This is a genomic window from Ottowia sp., assembly GCF_047601385.1.
Lineage (GTDB): Bacteria > Pseudomonadota > Gammaproteobacteria > Burkholderiales > Burkholderiaceae_C > Ottowia.
Genome location: NZ_JASGJP010000001.1, coordinates 61,310 through 78,324, shown reverse-complemented (window position 1 = coordinate 78,324; position 17,015 = coordinate 61,310). Strand labels below are relative to the sequence as shown.

The following is a 17,015-nucleotide window of genomic DNA, read 5'->3' as shown; positions in this document are numbered from 1 at the left end:
ATGCCCCTGCTCAACGGCGTCCACCACGTCGCCTACCGCTGCAAGAACGCCAAGGCAACCGTGGAGTGGTACAAGAAATACTTAGGCGCGGACTTCATCCTGGCCATCGCCGAGAACGAGGTGCCCTCCACCAAGGAGCCCGACCCGTACATGCACATCTTCCTGGACCTGGGCGGCGGCAACATCCTGGCCTTCTTCGAGCTGCCCACCAAGGCCGAGATGCTCTCCCCCGCCGACGCCAACACGCCGGCCTGGACGCAGCACCTGGCCATCAAGGCCGACTCCCTCGACTCCATGCTGGCCGTCAAGGCGCGCATGGAAGCCGACGGCATCGAGGTCGTCGGCCCCACCGACCACACCATCTTCAAGTCCATCTACTTCCGCGACCCCTCCGGCCACCGGCTGGAACTGGCCGTCAACACCTCCACGCCCGAGATGGACAAGGCGCTGGACGACGTCAAGTGGGACATGCTCAACGAATGGGACCGCACCAAGAAAGCCCCCCAGCACGCGCGCTGGATGCACGACGGCAGCGGCAAGGTGGGGGCGCATTGAAGCACCCCATGCAACAGCGGCAGCCCTCGGGCTGCCGCTTTTGTTTTTGTAGCTGCTGGCGCTTGACTGGCGCGCAGCCCCTACGACGGCCTCACACCGCCCCCGGCCGCAGCGCCACGTTGTTCAGCTTGTCCAGGCACTCGGGCCAGGCGCCCTGCCCTTCGCCCTCGGCCGTGGCGCCTTGCAGCAGGATGCGCGTCCAGGCCAGCCAGGCGTCCCACTGCACGCGCTTGTCCCAGGCGTTGCCCCAGCAGGCCATGCATTGCAGCGCGCTGCGGGCGACGGCGGCTGCATCCTCGCGGCGGCCGGCGCTGAGGTAGAGCTGCGCCAGCACCATCTGCGGCTCGCCCACCCAGGGGTTGCAGCGCACGGCCTGCTCCAGCACGCCGGTGGCGACGTCCAGGTCCACCAGCGGCTGGTCCTGCTGGATGACGGACCAGTACAGCGACGCGGCGGCCGCGTCGTCGCCCGCGCTTAAAGTCCGCGTGCAGTGCTCGAACACCGGCGGCATGGGCAGCAGCCCTTGCAGCGCCGGGTGTTGCAGCGCCAGGCCGAGCCGGTTGATCTGGTGCAGCATGCGGCCGCTCGGGCGCATCGGCCCGGGCCAGAGCGCCGCCATCCAGTGCACCGCCTGCGGCCGGTGGTGGTTGGGCGCCGGAAAGCGCGAGTAGATGTCGTCCTGCCAACTAAACCACTGCTCGATGGTGTCGGCCATGCTGACGACGAGGAAGGCCGCCACGGTGGCCGGCGCCAGCGTGACGGGCTCGCCGGCGTTGGTCAGCAGGTGCATGCGGCCGTCGGGCTCGATTTGGCCGGCCAGCGCCTGCTCGGTGAACTGGCGGCGCGAGGCGGTGCAGAACTGGTAGACCAGTTCCTCGGCCGAATCACCCACCAGCGCTTTCAGGCGCCCGCGCTCGGTGGCGGCGTCGAACTTGACCAGATCGACGAAGGCGTTGCCGTACACGCTGTGCAGCAGCCCCAGCAGGCGCACGTCGCGCGGCTGCCGCCACAGCGCCAGCGAGCGCGCCACGCCCGCCAGGTGGTGGCGGAAGGTGCCGGCCTTGTGCCAGTCCTGACCCACGCCGCGCGCCAGCACCACGGGCAGCGCGGGCGCCAGGTCGGCGTCGCGCGCCAGCCATTCGTCGTCCAGCAGGGGCAGCGCGCGGGCAAGCTGGTCGGGGTCGAGGGTGTGCAAAGGCAGGGGCATGGGCTCGGGTTCCTGTGCGGCCGGCGAGGATGCGCCCGAGTGTGGCATGGCCGCACAGCGCCGATGGGGGACAATCGGCGCCATCGAGAAGGAACCCCACATGGCACGCACCGTTCACTGCATCAAGCTCGGCAAGGACGCCGAGGGACTGGACTTTCCCCCCTACCCCGGCGAGCTGGGCAAGCGCATCTGGGAAAGCGTCAGCAAGGAAGCCTGGCAGCAGTGGCTGAAGCACCAGACCATGCTGGTCAACGAGAACCGCCTGAACCTGGCCGACCAGCGCGCGCGCGACTACCTCAGGCGCCAGATGGAGAGCCACTTCTTCGGCGGCGGCGCCGACCAGGCAGCGGGCTACGTGCCGCCGAGTGCTTGAATCTTTAGGCCAAATAAGCCTCCAGCGCCCGCCAGTCAAGCGCTGGCAGCTACACATTGAATAGCAACCCCGAGCCCGCTATCGTCCACTGGCGCGATGACGGCACGCCCGCCAGCCCGCGCTACGGCGACATCTACCGCAGCGCGGGCACGGGCCTCGACCAGGCGCGCCACGTGTTCCTGCGCGGCTGCGGCCTGCTGGCCGATGGCCATGCGCCCGCCGACTGGGCCGGCCGGCCGGTGTGGCAGCTGCTGGAAAACGGCTTCGGCCTGGGCCTGAATTTCCTCGCCGCATGGCGGGCCTGGCTGGACGATCCGCAGCGGCCCGCGCGCCTGTTCTACAGCGCGGTCGAGGCGCACCCGCCCGAGGCGGCGGACATCCTGCGCAGCGCGGCGCCTTTCCCTGAACTGCATCCGCTGGCCGAACAATTGGCGGCGCAGTGGCGCGGCCTGCTGCCCGGCCTGCACCGCATCGCGCTGGCCGGCGGCGCCGTGCAGCTCACGCTTGCCGTGGGCGATGCGCGCGCCCTGCTGCCCGAGCTGACGGGCCGCTTCGACAGCGTGTTCCTCGACGGTTTCGACCCCCAGAAGAACCCCGCCATGTGGTCGGCCGACGTGCTGCGCGCCATCGCCCGCCTGTGCCGCCCCGGCGCGCGCGCGGCCACCTGGTGCGTGGCCGGCGAGGTGCGCGAGCGGCTGGCGGCCTGCGGTTTCGACGTCGCGCGCGTGCCCGGCCTGCCGCCCAAGCGCCACGCACTGGCAGCCCGCTACGCGCCACGCCACCTGCCGCGCCGCCGCGCCCGGCCAGGCGAGGTGCTGCCTTTGGCCACCGCCCCCGGCCGCTGCGCCATCGTCGGCGCGGGGCTGGCCGGCGCCAGCCTGGCCTACGCCCTGGCCGCGCGCGGCTGGCAGGTGACGGTGCTGGGCGAAGGGCACGAGCCCGCCGACGGCGCCAGCGCGCTGCCGGCCGGCGTGTTCGCGCCGCACGTGTCGCCCGACGACCGGCCGCTCTCGCGCCTCACCCGCGCCGGCTGCGCCGCCACGCTGGCGCGCGCCCGCGCGCTGCTGCGGGACGGCATCGACTTCGCCGAAAGCGGCGTGCTGGAGCGCCACGCACCCGGCGAGCGGCGCCGGCCCGAGGGCTGGAATACTACTAAATCGATAGCTGCTAGCGCTCTATCCACGGGCACCAGCGGCCTTTTTCGCTCGCATATTGGCTTGCCGGACGACGACACCCATCCTGCCCTCTGGCACGCCAGCGCTGGCTGGATGCGGCCCGCCGCGCTGGTGCGCGCTCTGCTCGCCGCGCCGGGCATCCGCTTCGTCGGCGGCGCGCGGGTGGCGCGCGTCGCCGCGCATGGCAGCGGCTGGCAGGTGCTGGACGAAGCCGGCCAGGTGCTCGCAGAGGCCGCGCTGGTGGCGCTGGCGGCCGGCTTCGGTACGCGCGCGCTGCTGGAAGCCTCGTTTCCTGGCCAGGCGCAGGGCTGGCCGCTGCACGCCCTGCGCGGCCAGGTCGCCTTCGGCCCCGTGCCGGACGATGCCGCCGCGCTGCCACCCTTCCCCGTCAACGGCCACGGCCATCTGATCGCCGCTGGATCGACGTGGGTGGCGGGCGCCACCTTCGAGCGCGGCAATGCGCAGCCCGCCACCAGCGCCGCCGACCATGCCGCCAACCGCCTGCGCCTGACCGAGCTGCTGCCGCGCGCCGCCGCCCTGCTGGCCCCGCAGTGGGACGACGGCCGCGCCCAAGCCTGGACCGGCGTGCGCTGCACCGTGCCCGACCGGCTGCCGGCGGTGGGACCGGCATTTGCATCAAATCAGGCTCCAGCGCCCGCTGGACAAGCGCCGGCAGCTATTGAAAACGAAGCGCCCTGGGTGCTGACCGGGCTGAGCTCGCGCGGCCTGACGCTGGCCGTGCTGGCGGGCGAGATCGCCGCCGCCTGGGCCTCGGGCGAGCCGCTGCCCGTCGAGCGCTCGCTGGCGCATGCGCTGCGCGCCAGCCGCTGGAACAAGCCGTCGCCATGAAGAAGGCCACCCGAAGGTGGCCTCGGCAGGAACGCGCCGGCAGACAACCGCGCACCGCGCCGGCATCAATCCATCAGCAGCCAGCCGCGCGATCGCATGCACGAGGGCAGCCGGGCACGGTGGTTCTCGACCATGCGCCCGCAGGCGTGGTAGTCGCGGGCGAACACCTGCTCGCCACGGTCGCCCCATTGGTCGAGCCAGTGGGTGGCCACCGGTGCCGGCAGGCTGGCGCATGCAGCCAAGCCTGCCGCCAGCAGCCACACCGCGGCAGCGGACCGCGCTCTGCCGGGCTTCGCGGATTGTTGCGCTTTCATGCTGCCCTCCTGCCCTCCTGCGCGTAAATCGAAAAAGGCCACCCTGGAAGGTGGCCTTTTGGTGAGGATGAAAACCCGGCGCGGATCAGTTCAGCGGGGTCTTCTTGCCGTCCACGTAGTTGTACAGCGTGATGGCCGCGTTCTTCAGCTCGCCATTGGGCTCGAACGCGATCTTGGCGGTGACGCCCTGGTAGTCGGATTCGATCAGCTTGGGCGTGTAGACGGCCGGATCCCACGAGTCGGCACGCTTCATCGCGTCGACCAGCAGCATGGTGGCGTCGTAGGTGTACGGGCTGTAGACCTGGAACTGACCCGGGTACTTGGCGTCGTACTTGGCCTTCCATTCGGTGCCGCCAGGCATCTTCTGGATGGAAGCCCCGCCTTCGGCGCAGATCACGTTGCCCAGCGTCTTGGCGCCGGCGGCCAGCTTGGCGATCTCGGCGGTGCAGATGCCGTCGCCGCCGAAGAACTTGACGTTGCTCATGCCGAGCTGTTCCATCTGGCGCAGCATGGGGCCGCCCTGCGGGTCCATGCCGCCGAAGAAGATGGCGTCGGGGTTCTTGGCCTTGACGGCCGTCAGGATGGCCATGAAGTCGGTGGCCTTGTCGGTGGTGAACTGCTCGTCCACGACCTCCATGCCCTTTTGCTTGGCGGTGTTCTTGAACACCTCGGCCACGCCCTGGCCGTAGGCCGTGCGGTCGTCGATGACGGCGACTTTCTTCAGCTTCAGGTCGTCGGCGGCATAGAAGGCCAGCCCCGCGCCCAGCGCATTGTCGTTGGCGATGATGCGGTAGGTGGTCTTGTAGCCGGGCTTGGTCAGGTTGGGGTTGGTGGCCGCGCCGGTGACGTGCGGGATGCCGCAGTCGTTGTAGACCTTGGACGCCGGAATGGTGGTGCCGGAGTTCAGGTGGCCGACCACGCCGGCGACCTTGGCGTCGCACAGCTTCTGCGCGGCGGCGGTGCCCTGCTTGGGATCGGCGGCGTCATCCTCGGCCTGGATCTCGAACTTGATCTTCTTGCCGGCGATGACGACGTTCTGGGCGTTCAGATCCTCGATGGCCATGCGGACGCCGTTCTCGTTGTCCTTGCCGTAGTGAGCCTGCGGGCCGGAGACGGGCGCGACGTGCCCGATCTTGACCACCTGCTCCTCTGCCGCGGCGGGCGCCGGCGCCGCGGCGGGTGCCGGGGCGGCAGCGGGCGCGGGCGCCGGAGCCTCCTCCTTCTTGCCGCACGCGGCCGCCAGAGACGCGCCGACCAACACTGCCACCCAAGTCAACTTTGCATTCATACCCACGACCTCCAAAGGATTGAGAAATAAAGACTGTGAAGAATACCGCAATTCACATGCCAGACGGATCAGGGGAGACGATAGTAGCCCTGGCGCCCCATTTAAGGGCCTTTACCGGCGTCCGCGCCGGGTGCGCCCTGCGCCAGGTTCTTCACCACCGCCTCGCGCACCACTTCGGCCACGGCCTTCTGCACCCGGCCGTGGAAGCCCAGCATCTGTTCGTGCAGCACGCGGGCGATGGCCTCGCCGATCTGGCGGTCCAGGTCGGGACCGATGCGTTGCAGCACGGTGGCCGCCGTGGCCTCGAGACTGAAGGGCGGCAGCGGCGCGGCGGCCGGCCCGGCGGGCAGTTCGAGCGGCAGATCGACCCCGGTGTCGGATTCGAGTTCGGACGCCAGGGTCGGCAAGCCCACGGGCGCGGGTTCGGTATCAGCCCGCGCGCCGACCACTTCGGTCAGCGTCGGCACGAAGCGCGGCGTGGCGGGGTTGGGCGGGTCGTCGTCGGTGTCCATGTCATCCCCCGGCGGAGGCCAGGTCGTGGCGCTGAATCGCGTAGCCGCGGTCCGCGTAGTGGCGCCAGCGCTGGCGCGCCTCGGCGCGGTCGTCGTCACCGGTGCCGACCAGTTCGATCAGGCGCTCGAAGCGCTCGAAGCCGGCCGGCACCTCGGCCCCCAGGTGCACCAGCACGCCGGCATGCGGCAGCGCGGCGCAGTCGGCGGCCAGCACGACGGGCGTGGCGGCCAGCACGTCGGCCGGCGCGGCGGCGGCGCAGTGCGGAATGAAGTCGAGCGCCGAGAACGACCACAGCGCGACGTCGAGCTGGCGCAGCGTCTCCGGCGGCGCCACCACGCCCACCGGCCCGCCCGCGGCATGCGCCTTGCGCAGCAGCCGGCAGGCGTAGCCCAGCTTGTCGGGCACGTTGAAATGGAAGGCCACTTCCGTCATGACGGCCGGCGCCGAAGGTGCCTTCAGCGCGGCTTCGCGGACTTGCGCGCGGCCTTGGGTGCGGGCTTGGCCGGCTTCGGCGCCGCCTGCCCCAGCAGGTAGTTCACCAGCAGGCCCACCGGCCGGCCGGTGGCGCCCTTGGCCGCGCCGCTCTTCCAGGCGGTGCCGGCGATGTCCAGGTGCGCCCACGGGTAGGCCTTGGTGAAGCGCTGCAGGAACTTGGCCGCCGTCACCGCGCCGGCGGCCCGGCCGGCGACGTTGGCGACGTCGGCGAAGTTGGTCTTCAGGCCCTCGGCGTATTCGTCGTCCAGCGGCAGGCGCCAGCAAGGGTCCAGCGCCTGCTCGCCGGCGGCTTGCAGGGCCTCGGCCAGCGCGTCGTCGGTGGCGAACAGGCCGGAGCGCACGCCGCCCAGCGCGATCACGCAGGCGCCGGTGAGCGTGGCGATGTCGATCACCGCGCGCGGCTTCAGGCGCTCGGCGTAGGTCAGCGCGTCGCACAGCACCAGGCGACCCTCGGCGTCGGTGTTGAGGATCTCGATGGTCTGGCCGCTCAGGCTGGTGACCACGTCGCCGGGCTTGACGGCGCGGCCGTCGGGCATGTTCTCGCAGGCCGGGATCAGGCCGACCACGTTCACGGCCGGCTGCAGCTCGGCCAGCGCGCGGAACACGCCGAGCACGCTGGCGGCGCCGCCCATGTCGAACTTCATCTCGTCCATCTCGGCGGCGGGCTTGATCGAAATGCCGCCGGTGTCGAAGGTGATGCCCTTGCCCACCAGCACCACCGGCGCGTCGTCCTTCCCGGCGCCGCCGTAGCGCAGCACGATGAAGCGCAGCTCCTGCTCCGAACCCTGGGCGACGGCTCGGAAGGCGCCCATGCCCAGCTTGGCGACCTCCTTCGGCCCCAGCACCTCGCAGGCGATGCGCGGCGACTTGGCCAGCGCGCGCGCGGCCTCGCCCAGCATCGTGGGCGTGGCGTGGTTGGCGGGACGGTTGGCCCATTCGCGTGCCAGGCGCACACCCTCGGCGATGCCCACGGCCTGCTCGAAGGCGCCGCGCGCGGCGGCGGCGTCCGGCGCGCCGACGGTGACCTGCTTCAGCGCGGGCTGGTCCTTGCGCGCGTCCTTGCCCTTGGTGGCGGTGTAGACGTAGGCCGTGTCGGCGGCGGCCAGCACGGCGGCAGCCACCGCCTCGGGCGCGGGGCTTTGGGCGAAGCACAGCGTCAGCGCCTTGGCCGGGCCGCCCTTGAGCGCGCCGAGCGCGGCGGCCACGGCCTTGCGCACCCGCGCGGGGCAGCCGTCGCCGACGCCCGCCAGCACCACCCGTTCGGCCGCGAGGCCGGCGCTGCCGTAGCTGGCCAGCAGCCTGCCCGCCTCGGCCCTGAAGTCGCCGCCATCGGTGGCGCGCCGGATCAGCGCCGACAGCGCGTCGCCGCCGGGCTGAAAGCCCTCGGCCACCAGCACCACCAGGGCGGGCGCCTTGGCGGCAGCGGCTTCGGCCAGGCGCAGGGATTTGAGCTGAAAGTCCATAATCGACAGGTTGTTTTCCTTTCGACCGATGTTATTCGATTCCTCCCTACGCAAGGAGCTGGGCCGCAGCTTCGGCGCCACCCTGGTGGTGCTGGTCACCATCGTGATGACGGTGATGCTGATCCGCACGCTCGGCCAGGCCAGCGTCGGCCGCGTGAACCCCTCGGAGGTGATGCTGGTGATGGGCTTCACCGTGCTCGGCCACCTGCCCACCATCCTGACGCTGAGCCTGTTCGTGGCCATCACCGCCACACTCACGCGCATGTACGCGGCCAGCGAGATGGTGGTGTGGTTCGCCAGCGGCCAGGGCCTGGCCTCGTTCGCGCGGCCGCTGTTGCGCTTCGCCTGGCCGGTGCTGCTGGCGGTGGCGGTGCTGGCGCTGCTGGTCTGGCCCTGGTCCAACGCGCAGATCCGCGAGCTGCGCGACCGCTACCAGGGCCGCGGCGACATCGAGCGCGTGGCGCCGGGGCGCTTCATCGAGTCGGCGGGCGGCCAGCGCGTGTTCTTCATCGACAAGGACGCGGCCGACGACCAGAGCGGCAACAACATCTTCATCACCTCCACCGAGCGCGGCCGGGAGACCGTGACCTCGGCCCAGAGCGGCCAGCTGCGCACCCTGCAGGACGAACGCTTCCTGGTGCTGGACAAGGGCTACCGGCTGGAAACCGAGACCGCCACCGGCAAGCTGCGCCTCAGCGAGTTCGCCGAGTACGGCAACCGCGTGAACGACCGCGCCATCGGCCCCACCACCAACGATTCGCCACGCATGAAGTCCACGCCCGCGCTGCTGCGCGAACCCACGGCGCGCAACCTGGCCGAGCTGTCGTGGCGGCTGGGGCTGACGCTGGCGGCGCTCAACTGCGTGCTGATCGCGCTGGCCGCGACCCGCGTGAACCCGCGCGTGGGGCGCAGCGCCAGCCTGATCTTCACGCTGTTCGCCTTTGCCAGCTACTACAACCTGATCGGCGTCGGCGAGAGCTGGATCGCCAACCAGCGCATCGGCCTGCCGGCCTTCCTGCTGCTGCTGCACGGCGGCATCTTCGCGCTGGCGCTGGGCTGGCTGCTGGCGCGCCAGGGCGACTGGCTGAACCGGTTGCGGCCCCGCGCCGCGCCGGCGGAGAGCGCGGCATGAAGACGATCCGCCGGCTGATCTACGCCGAGATCCTGCGCGCGGTCGGCTTCGTGACGCTGGCCTTCCTGCTGCTGTTCTTCTTCTTCGACTTCGTCGACCAGCTGGGCGAGCTGAGCGAGGGTGCCTCGCGCGGCTACACCGTGACCTACGCCCTGGCCTACGTGGCGCTGCAGGTGCCGAACCACCTGTACGAGCTGCTGCCCATCGCGGTGCTGATCGGCACCATCTACGTGATGGCGCGGCTGGCCGAGAGTTCCGAATACACCATCCTGCGCACCAGCGGCCTCGGGCCGCGCCGCGCGCTGGGCACGCTGCTGGCGCTGGGCCTGGCCTTCGTGGCGCTGACCTTCGTGGTGGGCGATTACGTGGCGCCGGCCGCCAACCGCACGGCGCAGGCCCTGCAGGCGCGCTTTCTGGGCGACATCACGGTGGGCCGCACCGGCGCCTGGATGAAGGACCGGCAGGACGCGCGCAGCTTCTCCGTCAACGTGGGCGCGCTGGCCTCGGACGGCACCATGAGCAACATCCGCATCTTCGAGTTCGCCGACCCCTCCGGCCGCCCGCTGTCCACCCTCAAGGCCGCGCGCGGGCGCTTCAGCGGCGACGGCGCCTGGCTGCTCTACGACGTCGAGCGCCGCGACTACGCCCAGGCCGCCGCCAGCCAGCCTCAGGTGGCCGCCCTGCGCCTGCCCGAATGGCGCTGGGCCACCACCATCTCGCCCGGCATGGTGTCGGCCGCGCTGCTCAGCCCCGACCGCATGCAGACCATCGGCCTGTTCCAGTACATCAACCACCTGCGCGACAACGGCCAGAGCGCGCAGCGCTACGAGATCGAGTTCTGGCGCAAGGTGTTCTACCCGCTGAGCTGCCTGGTGATGATGGTGCTGGCGCTGCCCTTCGCCTACCTGCACTTCCGCTCCGGCAACATCACGGGCTACGTGTTCCTGGGCGTGCTGGTGGGCATCAGCTTCTTCCTGCTGAACAACGTGTTCGGCTTCATCGGCAACCTGCGCAACTGGGAGCCCTGGATCGCCGCCGCCTCGCCCGGGATCATCTACTCGCTGCTCTCGCTCGGCGCGTTCGGCTGGCTGGTGCTCAGGCAATGAGCCACGGCATCGTGCTGTTTGCCCACGGCTCGCGCGACGCCGCCTGGCACGCGCCGATCGAGGCCGTGGCCGCCCGCATGCGGGCGCTGGCGCCGGGCGTGCGCGTGGCCTGCGCCTACCTCGAACTCACCGAGCCCGACTTGGCCACCGCCGTGCAGGCGCTGCTGGCCGACGGCGGGCGCGCAGTCACCGTCTGGCCCATGTTCCTGGGCGCCGGCCGCCATGCGCGCGAAGACCTGCCGCGCCTGCTGGACACGCTGCGCACATGCCACCCAGGCATCACTTTCACGCTGCAACCCGCCATCGGCGAGCACCCCGACGTGCTGGACACAATGGCGCGCACGGCGCTCGGCGAAACACGTCGTTAGACGCAATACACCATAATGACGGGGTTTCTTATTACCCCATCCCCATGAATCTGCATCAGTTCCGCTTCGTCCAGGAAGCCGCCCGGCGCGGCCTGAACCTGACCGAGGCCGCCAAGGCGCTGCACACGTCGCAGCCGGGGGTGTCCAAGGCCATCATCGAGCTGGAGGAAGAGCTCGGCATCGAGATCTTCACCCGCCACGGCAAGCGCCTGAAGCGCATCACCGAGCCCGGGCAGCACGTGCTGGAGAGCATCGCCATCATCCTGCGCGAGGTCGGCAACCTGAAGCGCATCGGCGAGCAGTACAGCGCACAGGACACCGGCACGCTGTCGATCGCCACCACCCACACCCAGGCGCGCTACGTGCTGCCGGTGCCGGTGGCGCGGCTGCGCGAGACGTACCCCAAGGTCAACATCAGCCTGCACCAGGGCGCGCCCGACCAGGTGGCGCGCATGGTGATCGAGGAGACGGCCGAGATCGGCATCGCCACCGAGTCGCTCTCCAGCTACGCCGAGCTGATCACCCTGCCCTGCTACGAATGGGAGCACGTGCTGGTCGTGCCCAAGGACCACGCGCTGGCCAAGAAGGAGCGACTGACGCTGGAGGACATCGCCGCGCAGCCGCTCATCACCTACCACCCCTCCTTCACCGGCCGCACCCGCGTGGACACCGCCTTCGCCCAGCGCCAGCTCACGCCGCGCGTGGTGCTGGAGGCGATCGACTCCGACGTCATCAAGACCTACGTGCGTCTGGGGCTGGGCGTGGGCATCGTCGCCGAGATGGCCGTCAAGGACGACAAGGATCCCGACCTGGCGGCCCGCCCGCTGGGGCCCCTGCTGGGCCGCAACGTGGCGCGCATCGCGCTGAAGCGCGGCGCTTACCTGCGCGACTTCGTCTACCACTTCGCCAGCCTGCTGTCCGACCGCCTGGACAAGGAACTGATCCTGCGCGCCATGACCGGACACGTGGCCGACTACGAACTATGACCATCGCTCCCACGACCCGCACGCCCGCCTTCCCCTCGCGCCTGCCCAACGTCGGCACCACCATCTTCACCGTCATGTCGGCGCTGGCCGCGCAGCACCAGGCCGTCAACCTGGGCCAGGGCTTCCCCGACTTCGACTGCGACCCCCGGCTGGTGGACGCGGTGGACGCCGCCATGCGCGCGGGCCACAACCAGTACCCGCCCATGCCCGGCGCCGCGCCGCTGCGCGAAGCCATCGCCGCCAAAGTCGAAGCGCTGTACGGCCGCCGCTACGATGCCGCGAGCGAGATCACCGTCACCGCCGGCGCCACCCAGGCCATCATCACCGCCGTGCTGTGCTGCGCCGGCCCGGGCGACGAGGTGATCGTGCTGGAGCCCTGCTACGACAGCTACGTGCCCAACATCGAGCTGACCGGCGCCACCGTGGTGCGCGTGCCGCTGGTGCCCGGCACCTTCCGCCCCGACTTCGACCGGATCGCCGCCGCCCTCACGCCGCGCACCCGCGCGATCATCGTCAACACCCCGCACAACCCCAGCGGCACCGTCTGGTCGCCCGCCGACATGCGCCGGCTGGACGAACTGCTGGCCCCCACCGGCGTGCTCGTCATCAGCGACGAGGTGTACGAACACATGGTGTACGACGGCCAGCAGCACCAGAGCGTGGCGCGCTTCCCAGGTCTCGCCGCGCGCAGCTTCATCGTCAGCAGCTTTGGCAAGACCTGCCACGTGACGGGCTGGAAGGTAGGCTACGTCGCCGCGCCCGCCGCGCTCACGGCCGAGTTCCGCAAGGTGCACCAGTTCAACGTGTTCACCGTCAACACGCCCATGCAGCACGGCATCGCCAGCTACATGGCCGATCCGGCGCCGTACCTGGATCTGCCCGCCTTCTACGCCGCCAAGCGCGACCTGTTTCGCAGCGGCCTGACGAAAACCAAGTTCCGCCTGCTGCCCTGCGAAGGCACCTACTTCCAGTGCGCGGCCATCGACGAACTCTCGGTGCCCGAGCGCGACCTGTCCGAGGCCGACTTCTGCCAGTGGCTCACGCGCGAGATCGGCGTCGCCGCCATCCCGCTGTCGGCCTTCTACGGCGGCGGGTTCGACCAGAAGACCATCCGCTTCTGCTTCGCCAAGAAAGACGACACCCTGCGCGCGGCGCTGGAGCGGCTGGCTCGGCTGTGAAGCTGATAGCTAAATTTGAACTGCCCGCCCACCACCGCCTGGATGGCCCCTTGCAGGGTGGCCCGGCCGGTGTGTTCCATCAACCGCTGGCCGAAGCTCGCGTTGGCGGTGCTCCGGCCCAGGCCGGTGAGGTCGGTGAGGCCGGCGGTCAGGCCGCCGGCCAGCGCGGAGGTGAGCACGCTCCTGAAGCTGACGTGGCCGGTGGAGACGTATTGGTTCAGGGCGCTGCCCACGGCCCCGGCGGCGGCGCCTTGGGCGACGACACCGGCGCCGGCGTTGGCCATCGCTCCGCTGACGGCCCCGGCGCCCACGGCGGCGAAGGCCGCGCCCATGATCTGGGGGAAGTAGCGGTCCAGCCAGTTGCCCTTGAGGTTCTTCTTGTCGGTGACGAAGCCGTGCTCGGGGTCGAACCAGACCAGCTCCTGGTCGATCAGCTTGGTGATGCGGGCGGGGTCGAGGTGGTGGTAGGGGCGCGTGATGTCCGAGGGAATCCAGCCGTCGTGGGTCGACAGGGCCTGGAGGCCGTCCTCGAAGTCCGCGCGGCGGCCTTCGCGCACGGTCAGGCCGCAGAGCTCCCAGTGGGCGGGGGCGCCGCTCTCGCTGTCGGGGGCGGGCACGAACTGCAAGGGCTCGCTGCCGTGCAGATGGGCGATGGCGCGCTGCGCGGGGCTGTCACCCTGGGCGTAGGCGCGGGCGAAGGCGCCGGGGTCGAACTGCCAGCTGGGGGCACTCCAGTTGTCGGCATGGCCGCCGCCGGGGTGGTAGGCCCAGCCGGGCTGAAATCATCGTGATCTGACCCTATTTCCCCCCGGGGAAATGTTATCTGACTCCGATTACTCTGGACCCAAGCTACCGCTCAAAAAGCAGATCGAATCGAAAGCCCGTCAGCCCTGTATCTCTTACCTTCGTCACGAACGCCTCGTTGACATAGGTAGTATTGCGCCGAGTCTGTGGAATCTTGAAAATCGGTGGTAACGAGGTGACCGAGTCTAGCAGGACATGCTTGTTAACCTTCATCACCCGGCCACTGCTAAAGCGCACTATATCCGAGCGCGATTCATCCAGGATATCGACGATAGTTGTTGGGTTGAAGCCGAAATAGCGGACTGGCTCATCCAAAGCAATAGCCGCGAACTCACCGTTTTCACTTAGCATGGGACCGAGGATCTGTATAGCATGTTCAGAAAAAGTCGGGATAGGACCCAATCCTATACCTGTAAAATCAGGCAATGCCTCAGGATACGGCGGATCGCCTTCATGGTCTCTTACTCCAGCCGGAACTGGATAAGCCTTCCCGTAACGCTCCCCCGCGAACAGGGGGAATTCCCATTTATCATTTTCATCTAAATCTTTAAATAAAAATGATGCGAAGTCGTTGGGATTAAATCTGAGGTCGAATATTTTCATTTTTTTAGTCCAGGCCGAGGCCGAGTGCCAGGATATGTGCCATTCAATAGCTGATCTCGGATGTTTCTCAAAACTTCCAGCGCTTCTTGCCTAGATGAAACACTTCTGAAATCTCTGTTTAGCTGCTCGTAGTAGTCACGATTATTCAATCTAGGATGATATGAGCCAGGCGCTTCACTGCTCGGCTTGTTCGGTAAGAACACCCCATTATCGGGTGAATTGATGTCAATATCGAAGCGCTCCAGCAATCTGCGTAGTTGAGTTGCCCGCGCGTCACCATATGGAACATATGGTGTGCATCCGTGTCTGCGGGGCGGACAACACCAATTGCCTCCAAGTTATCAGACAGGATGCCCGAGGCCCGCCTGTCCATCAGGTAATCAGCAATGCTCGCCGTCCCAAGCGCCGGCAGTATGGTGAGCATACTGGCTGGCGGAACCACTACCTGAAACGGCGGGGTCCTAATGCCCAACCCGGGATCGGCGGGCCTGTAGCCTGGCGCACCGGTGGGCAGGTCGTATAGAGGATCGTATCCAGGTGGCCCGCCCGCGCCATCCGGTCGCACCACTTGGTAGCCGCCCGCGCCAACGCCTAATCCACCTGTCACCGGATTAAGGGGAGGCGCCAGCCACGCCACAGGTGTATCAACCGCGTTGACTGGTTCCCGGGCTTCTGGGTCCCATACGCCTTCAGGATCGAAGTCGTAGATGGGACGTGGCGCTGGAGAGGCCACTTCCACATCGTCATCAGCCCGCGAACCTCCCCAACGCATGCCTTGGCCACCACCAGGCCGCAAGCCCAGCCCATCGTCACCGGTGCCCAATCCATAGTCTGGCGCGGGACCGCCATCCGCCGGAGCGGGCAACGGATCATTCGGTTGGGCGGGCGCTGGCTCCGATGGCTGGATCGAGGCGTCCTCGCCGTTCACGAGCGGGTTGTCGGATCCGCCCCGGGAAAGATCCCCCATGACCCCATTGAGGAAGTCCGCCGCGAACCCCGCCGCCGGGTCGTCGCTGCCCACGATGCGCAGCGCGCTGCCCGTGGCGCGCGTGAGCAGGCGCAGGGCGCTGGCCTGGCCGGCATCGAGCCCTTGCCCTTGCAACTCGCTGATGCTCATCTCCAGCTGCGCCGTGACCTCGCCGGCCACGCTGCCCATCAGGCTGTTGACGAAGCCGTCCTTGAACTGCCCGCCCATGACCGTCTGGATCGCGCCTTGCACCGTGGCGCGGCCGGTGTATTCCATCAGCCGCTGGCTGAATGTCTCGGCAAGGCCGTCGATGTGCTGGCCCACGCCGGGCAGGTGGCTCAGGCCGGCGGTCACGCGGAAATTAGGGTCAGAAAAAGATTTTTACCCGTGAAAAATGTTCTTCGCCAGATCGATGCCAACAGGGCGGTCTCAACTCTGAAGTGCAACACCCTCACAGAGGGTACTGTACGCAAATGGGAACGAGATACGAGCAGTTGCAGCCAGAAGAGAGAGTGACGTTGGCCTCGCTGCACCAGCAAGGCTGGAGCATCAGGGCCATGGCCAGGCTTCAGGGGCGCAGCCCCAGCACCATCAGCCGCGAGTTGCGGCGCAATGCCACCGATGGCCGCTACGCCAGCGCGCCTGCCCAGCGCAAGAGCGAGCAGCGGCGCATCGCGGCTCGGCCATTGCCCAAGCTGCACAGCGATGGCGCTCTTTGGTACCTGGTCAGCACCATGCTGTGCTGGTATTGGTCGCCTCAGCAGATTGCCCGCACACTCAAGCGCATGTACCCCGCAGAGCCTGGCATGCACGTCTCGCACGAGAGCATCTACACCGCCATCTACGCCTACCCGCGCGGCGAGTTGCGCCGCCAGCTCATCTCTTTGCTTCGCCAAGGCAAGAGCACACGCCGACCGCGCTCGGCAGGCGCTGATCGGCGTGGGCAGATTCCGGGACATGGTTTCCATCCATGTGCGCCCGCCCGAGGTCAATGACCGGGTGATGCCGGGGCACTGGGAGGGGGACTTGATCAAAGGGGCGGGTAACAAGTCCGCCGTGGGGGTGCTGGTGGAGCGCTCTACGCGCCTGGTGCTGCTGTGCAAGATGCCTGACGCATCGGCCGAGAGTGCGCTGGCTGCGTTCACCAACAAGCTGCGCCAGATCGCGGCGCCGATGCGCCAGACGCTGACGTACGACCAAGGCAAGGAGATGGCGCGCCACAAGGAGTTGGCTGCCGCCACGGGCATGCGGGTGTACTTCTGCGATCCCCACAGCCCTTGGCAGAAGGGCAGTTGCGAGAACACCAATGGCTTGCTGCGCCAGTTCCTGCCCAAGGGAGCTGACTTGAGCGTGCATGATCAGGATGCGCTGGACTCCATCGCCGACTTGATGAACAACCGGCCCAGGCAGACGCTCGGCTGGGATTCGCCCTACCAGGCGTTCCAGCAGTTCATGGCCGCTATCGACCAAAAGAACTCCGCTACCATCCATTGAATATCAATCAGCGGTGTTGCACTTCAGAGTTGAGACCGCCTAGGGATGCTCTTCACCAATCCCATGCGAGCGTGCTGATGTGCTGAGGCGGTGGGAAATTTCATCGCTTGCGCGCCGCTGAGCCGAATGAATGCGCTGGCAGCCT

General features: G+C 68.6%; 18 protein-coding genes and 1 pseudogene. 9 read left to right on the top strand and 10 right to left on the bottom strand.

The features are described from left to right. Positions 1-555: a VOC family protein gene (locus QM772_RS00355; RefSeq protein ID WP_415133043.1), complete on the top strand. Its 555-nt coding sequence runs from the start codon at positions 1-3 to the stop codon at positions 553-555. Positions 556-646: 91 nt separating this feature from the next. On the opposite strand, the gene QM772_RS00350 is transcribed toward QM772_RS00355, so the two are convergent. Next, the gene (locus QM772_RS00350) at positions 647-1,762 is read right to left on the bottom strand and encodes a DUF6817 domain-containing protein (protein WP_415133041.1); all 1,116 of its coding nucleotides are present in this window, start codon (positions 1,760-1,762) and stop codon (positions 647-649) included. A gap of 100 nt (positions 1,763-1,862) precedes the next feature. Between QM772_RS00350 and QM772_RS00345 the strand changes: the two genes are divergently transcribed. Further along, positions 1,863-2,135, top strand: a complete 273-nt coding sequence (locus tag QM772_RS00345) for an oxidative damage protection protein (RefSeq protein ID WP_415133039.1) — start codon at positions 1,863-1,865, stop codon at positions 2,133-2,135. Between the two features lie 56 nt (positions 2,136-2,191). Further along, positions 2,192-4,159, top strand: coding sequence for an FAD-dependent 5-carboxymethylaminomethyl-2-thiouridine(34) oxidoreductase MnmC (gene mnmC, locus QM772_RS00340; protein ID WP_415133037.1), 1,968 nt, complete (start codon positions 2,192-2,194; stop codon positions 4,157-4,159). A 65-nt stretch (positions 4,160-4,224) separates the two neighbouring features. Here mnmC and QM772_RS00335 read toward each other — a convergent pair whose 3' ends face one another. From QM772_RS00335 to QM772_RS00315, 5 genes are all read right to left on the bottom strand, one after another. Continuing rightward, positions 4,225-4,473, bottom strand: a complete 249-nt coding sequence (locus QM772_RS00335) for a hypothetical protein (protein WP_415133035.1) — start codon at positions 4,471-4,473, stop codon at positions 4,225-4,227. A gap of 85 nt (positions 4,474-4,558) precedes the next feature. Further along, positions 4,559-5,761: a branched-chain amino acid ABC transporter substrate-binding protein gene (locus QM772_RS00330; RefSeq protein WP_415133034.1), complete on the bottom strand. Its 1,203-nt coding sequence runs from the start codon at positions 5,759-5,761 to the stop codon at positions 4,559-4,561. A 101-nt stretch (positions 5,762-5,862) separates the two neighbouring features. Then, on the bottom strand, positions 5,863-6,273 hold the full coding sequence (locus tag QM772_RS00325) for a hypothetical protein (protein WP_415133032.1): 411 nt from the start codon (positions 6,271-6,273) through the stop codon (positions 5,863-5,865). 1 nt (position 6,274) lies between these two features. Then, positions 6,275-6,706 carry a DNA polymerase III subunit chi gene (locus QM772_RS00320; protein WP_415133030.1) on the bottom strand — a complete coding sequence of 144 codons (432 nt, stop codon included), beginning with the start codon at positions 6,704-6,706 and terminating at the stop codon, positions 6,275-6,277. 23 nt (positions 6,707-6,729) lie between these two features. After that, entirely contained in the window at positions 6,730-8,232 is a 1,503-nt protein-coding gene (locus QM772_RS00315) for a leucyl aminopeptidase (RefSeq protein WP_415133028.1), read from the bottom strand. Between the two features lie 28 nt (positions 8,233-8,260). Here QM772_RS00315 and lptF point away from each other — a divergent pair, with 28 nt between their 5' ends. Genes lptF through QM772_RS00290 form a run of 5 tightly spaced genes read left to right on the top strand, consistent with a single transcriptional unit; the run spans position 8,261 to position 13,002 of the window. Continuing rightward, entirely contained in the window at positions 8,261-9,364 is a 1,104-nt protein-coding gene (gene lptF / locus QM772_RS00310) for an LPS export ABC transporter permease LptF (RefSeq protein ID WP_415133026.1), read from the top strand. Beyond that, on the top strand, positions 9,361-10,470 hold the full coding sequence (gene lptG / locus QM772_RS00305) for an LPS export ABC transporter permease LptG (RefSeq protein WP_415133024.1): 1,110 nt from the start codon (positions 9,361-9,363) through the stop codon (positions 10,468-10,470). Before lptF ends, lptG begins: the two co-directional genes overlap by 4 nt. Continuing rightward, positions 10,467-10,838 (top strand): sirohydrochlorin chelatase, encoded by a 372-nt coding sequence (locus QM772_RS00300; protein WP_415133022.1) that lies wholly within the window; start codon positions 10,467-10,469, stop codon positions 10,836-10,838. The genes lptG and QM772_RS00300 overlap by 4 nt, the downstream gene beginning before the upstream one ends. A gap of 44 nt (positions 10,839-10,882) precedes the next feature. Beyond that, positions 10,883-11,824 carry a CysB family HTH-type transcriptional regulator gene (locus QM772_RS00295; RefSeq protein ID WP_415133020.1) on the top strand — a complete coding sequence of 314 codons (942 nt, stop codon included), beginning with the start codon at positions 10,883-10,885 and terminating at the stop codon, positions 11,822-11,824. Further along, entirely contained in the window at positions 11,821-13,002 is a 1,182-nt protein-coding gene (locus QM772_RS00290) for a pyridoxal phosphate-dependent aminotransferase (RefSeq protein ID WP_415133018.1), read from the top strand. Before QM772_RS00295 ends, QM772_RS00290 begins: the two co-directional genes overlap by 4 nt. On the opposite strand, the gene QM772_RS00285 is transcribed toward QM772_RS00290, so the two are convergent. The 4 genes from QM772_RS00285 to QM772_RS00270 form a co-directional block, all read right to left on the bottom strand. Continuing rightward, positions 12,906-13,619: a hypothetical protein gene (locus QM772_RS00285; RefSeq protein WP_415133016.1), complete on the bottom strand. Its 714-nt coding sequence runs from the start codon at positions 13,617-13,619 to the stop codon at positions 12,906-12,908. The genes QM772_RS00290 and QM772_RS00285 overlap by 97 nt on opposite strands. Before the next feature lie 232 nt (positions 13,620-13,851). After that, on the bottom strand, positions 13,852-14,409 hold the full coding sequence (locus tag QM772_RS00280; protein ID WP_415133014.1) for a hypothetical protein: 558 nt from the start codon (positions 14,407-14,409) through the stop codon (positions 13,852-13,854). Beyond that, positions 14,406-14,657 (bottom strand): AHH domain-containing protein, encoded by a 252-nt coding sequence (locus QM772_RS00275; protein ID WP_415133013.1) that lies wholly within the window; start codon positions 14,655-14,657, stop codon positions 14,406-14,408. Before QM772_RS00275 ends, QM772_RS00280 begins: the two co-directional genes overlap by 4 nt. Continuing rightward, entirely contained in the window at positions 14,555-15,730 is a 1,176-nt protein-coding gene (locus tag QM772_RS00270; protein WP_415133011.1) for a hypothetical protein, read from the bottom strand. Before QM772_RS00270 ends, QM772_RS00275 begins: the two co-directional genes overlap by 103 nt. Positions 15,731-15,849: 119 nt before the next feature. Here QM772_RS00270 and QM772_RS00265 point away from each other — a divergent pair. After that, positions 15,850-16,870, top strand: a pseudogene (locus QM772_RS00265) (IS30 family transposase). The last annotated feature ends 145 nt before the right edge of the window (positions 16,871-17,015 follow it).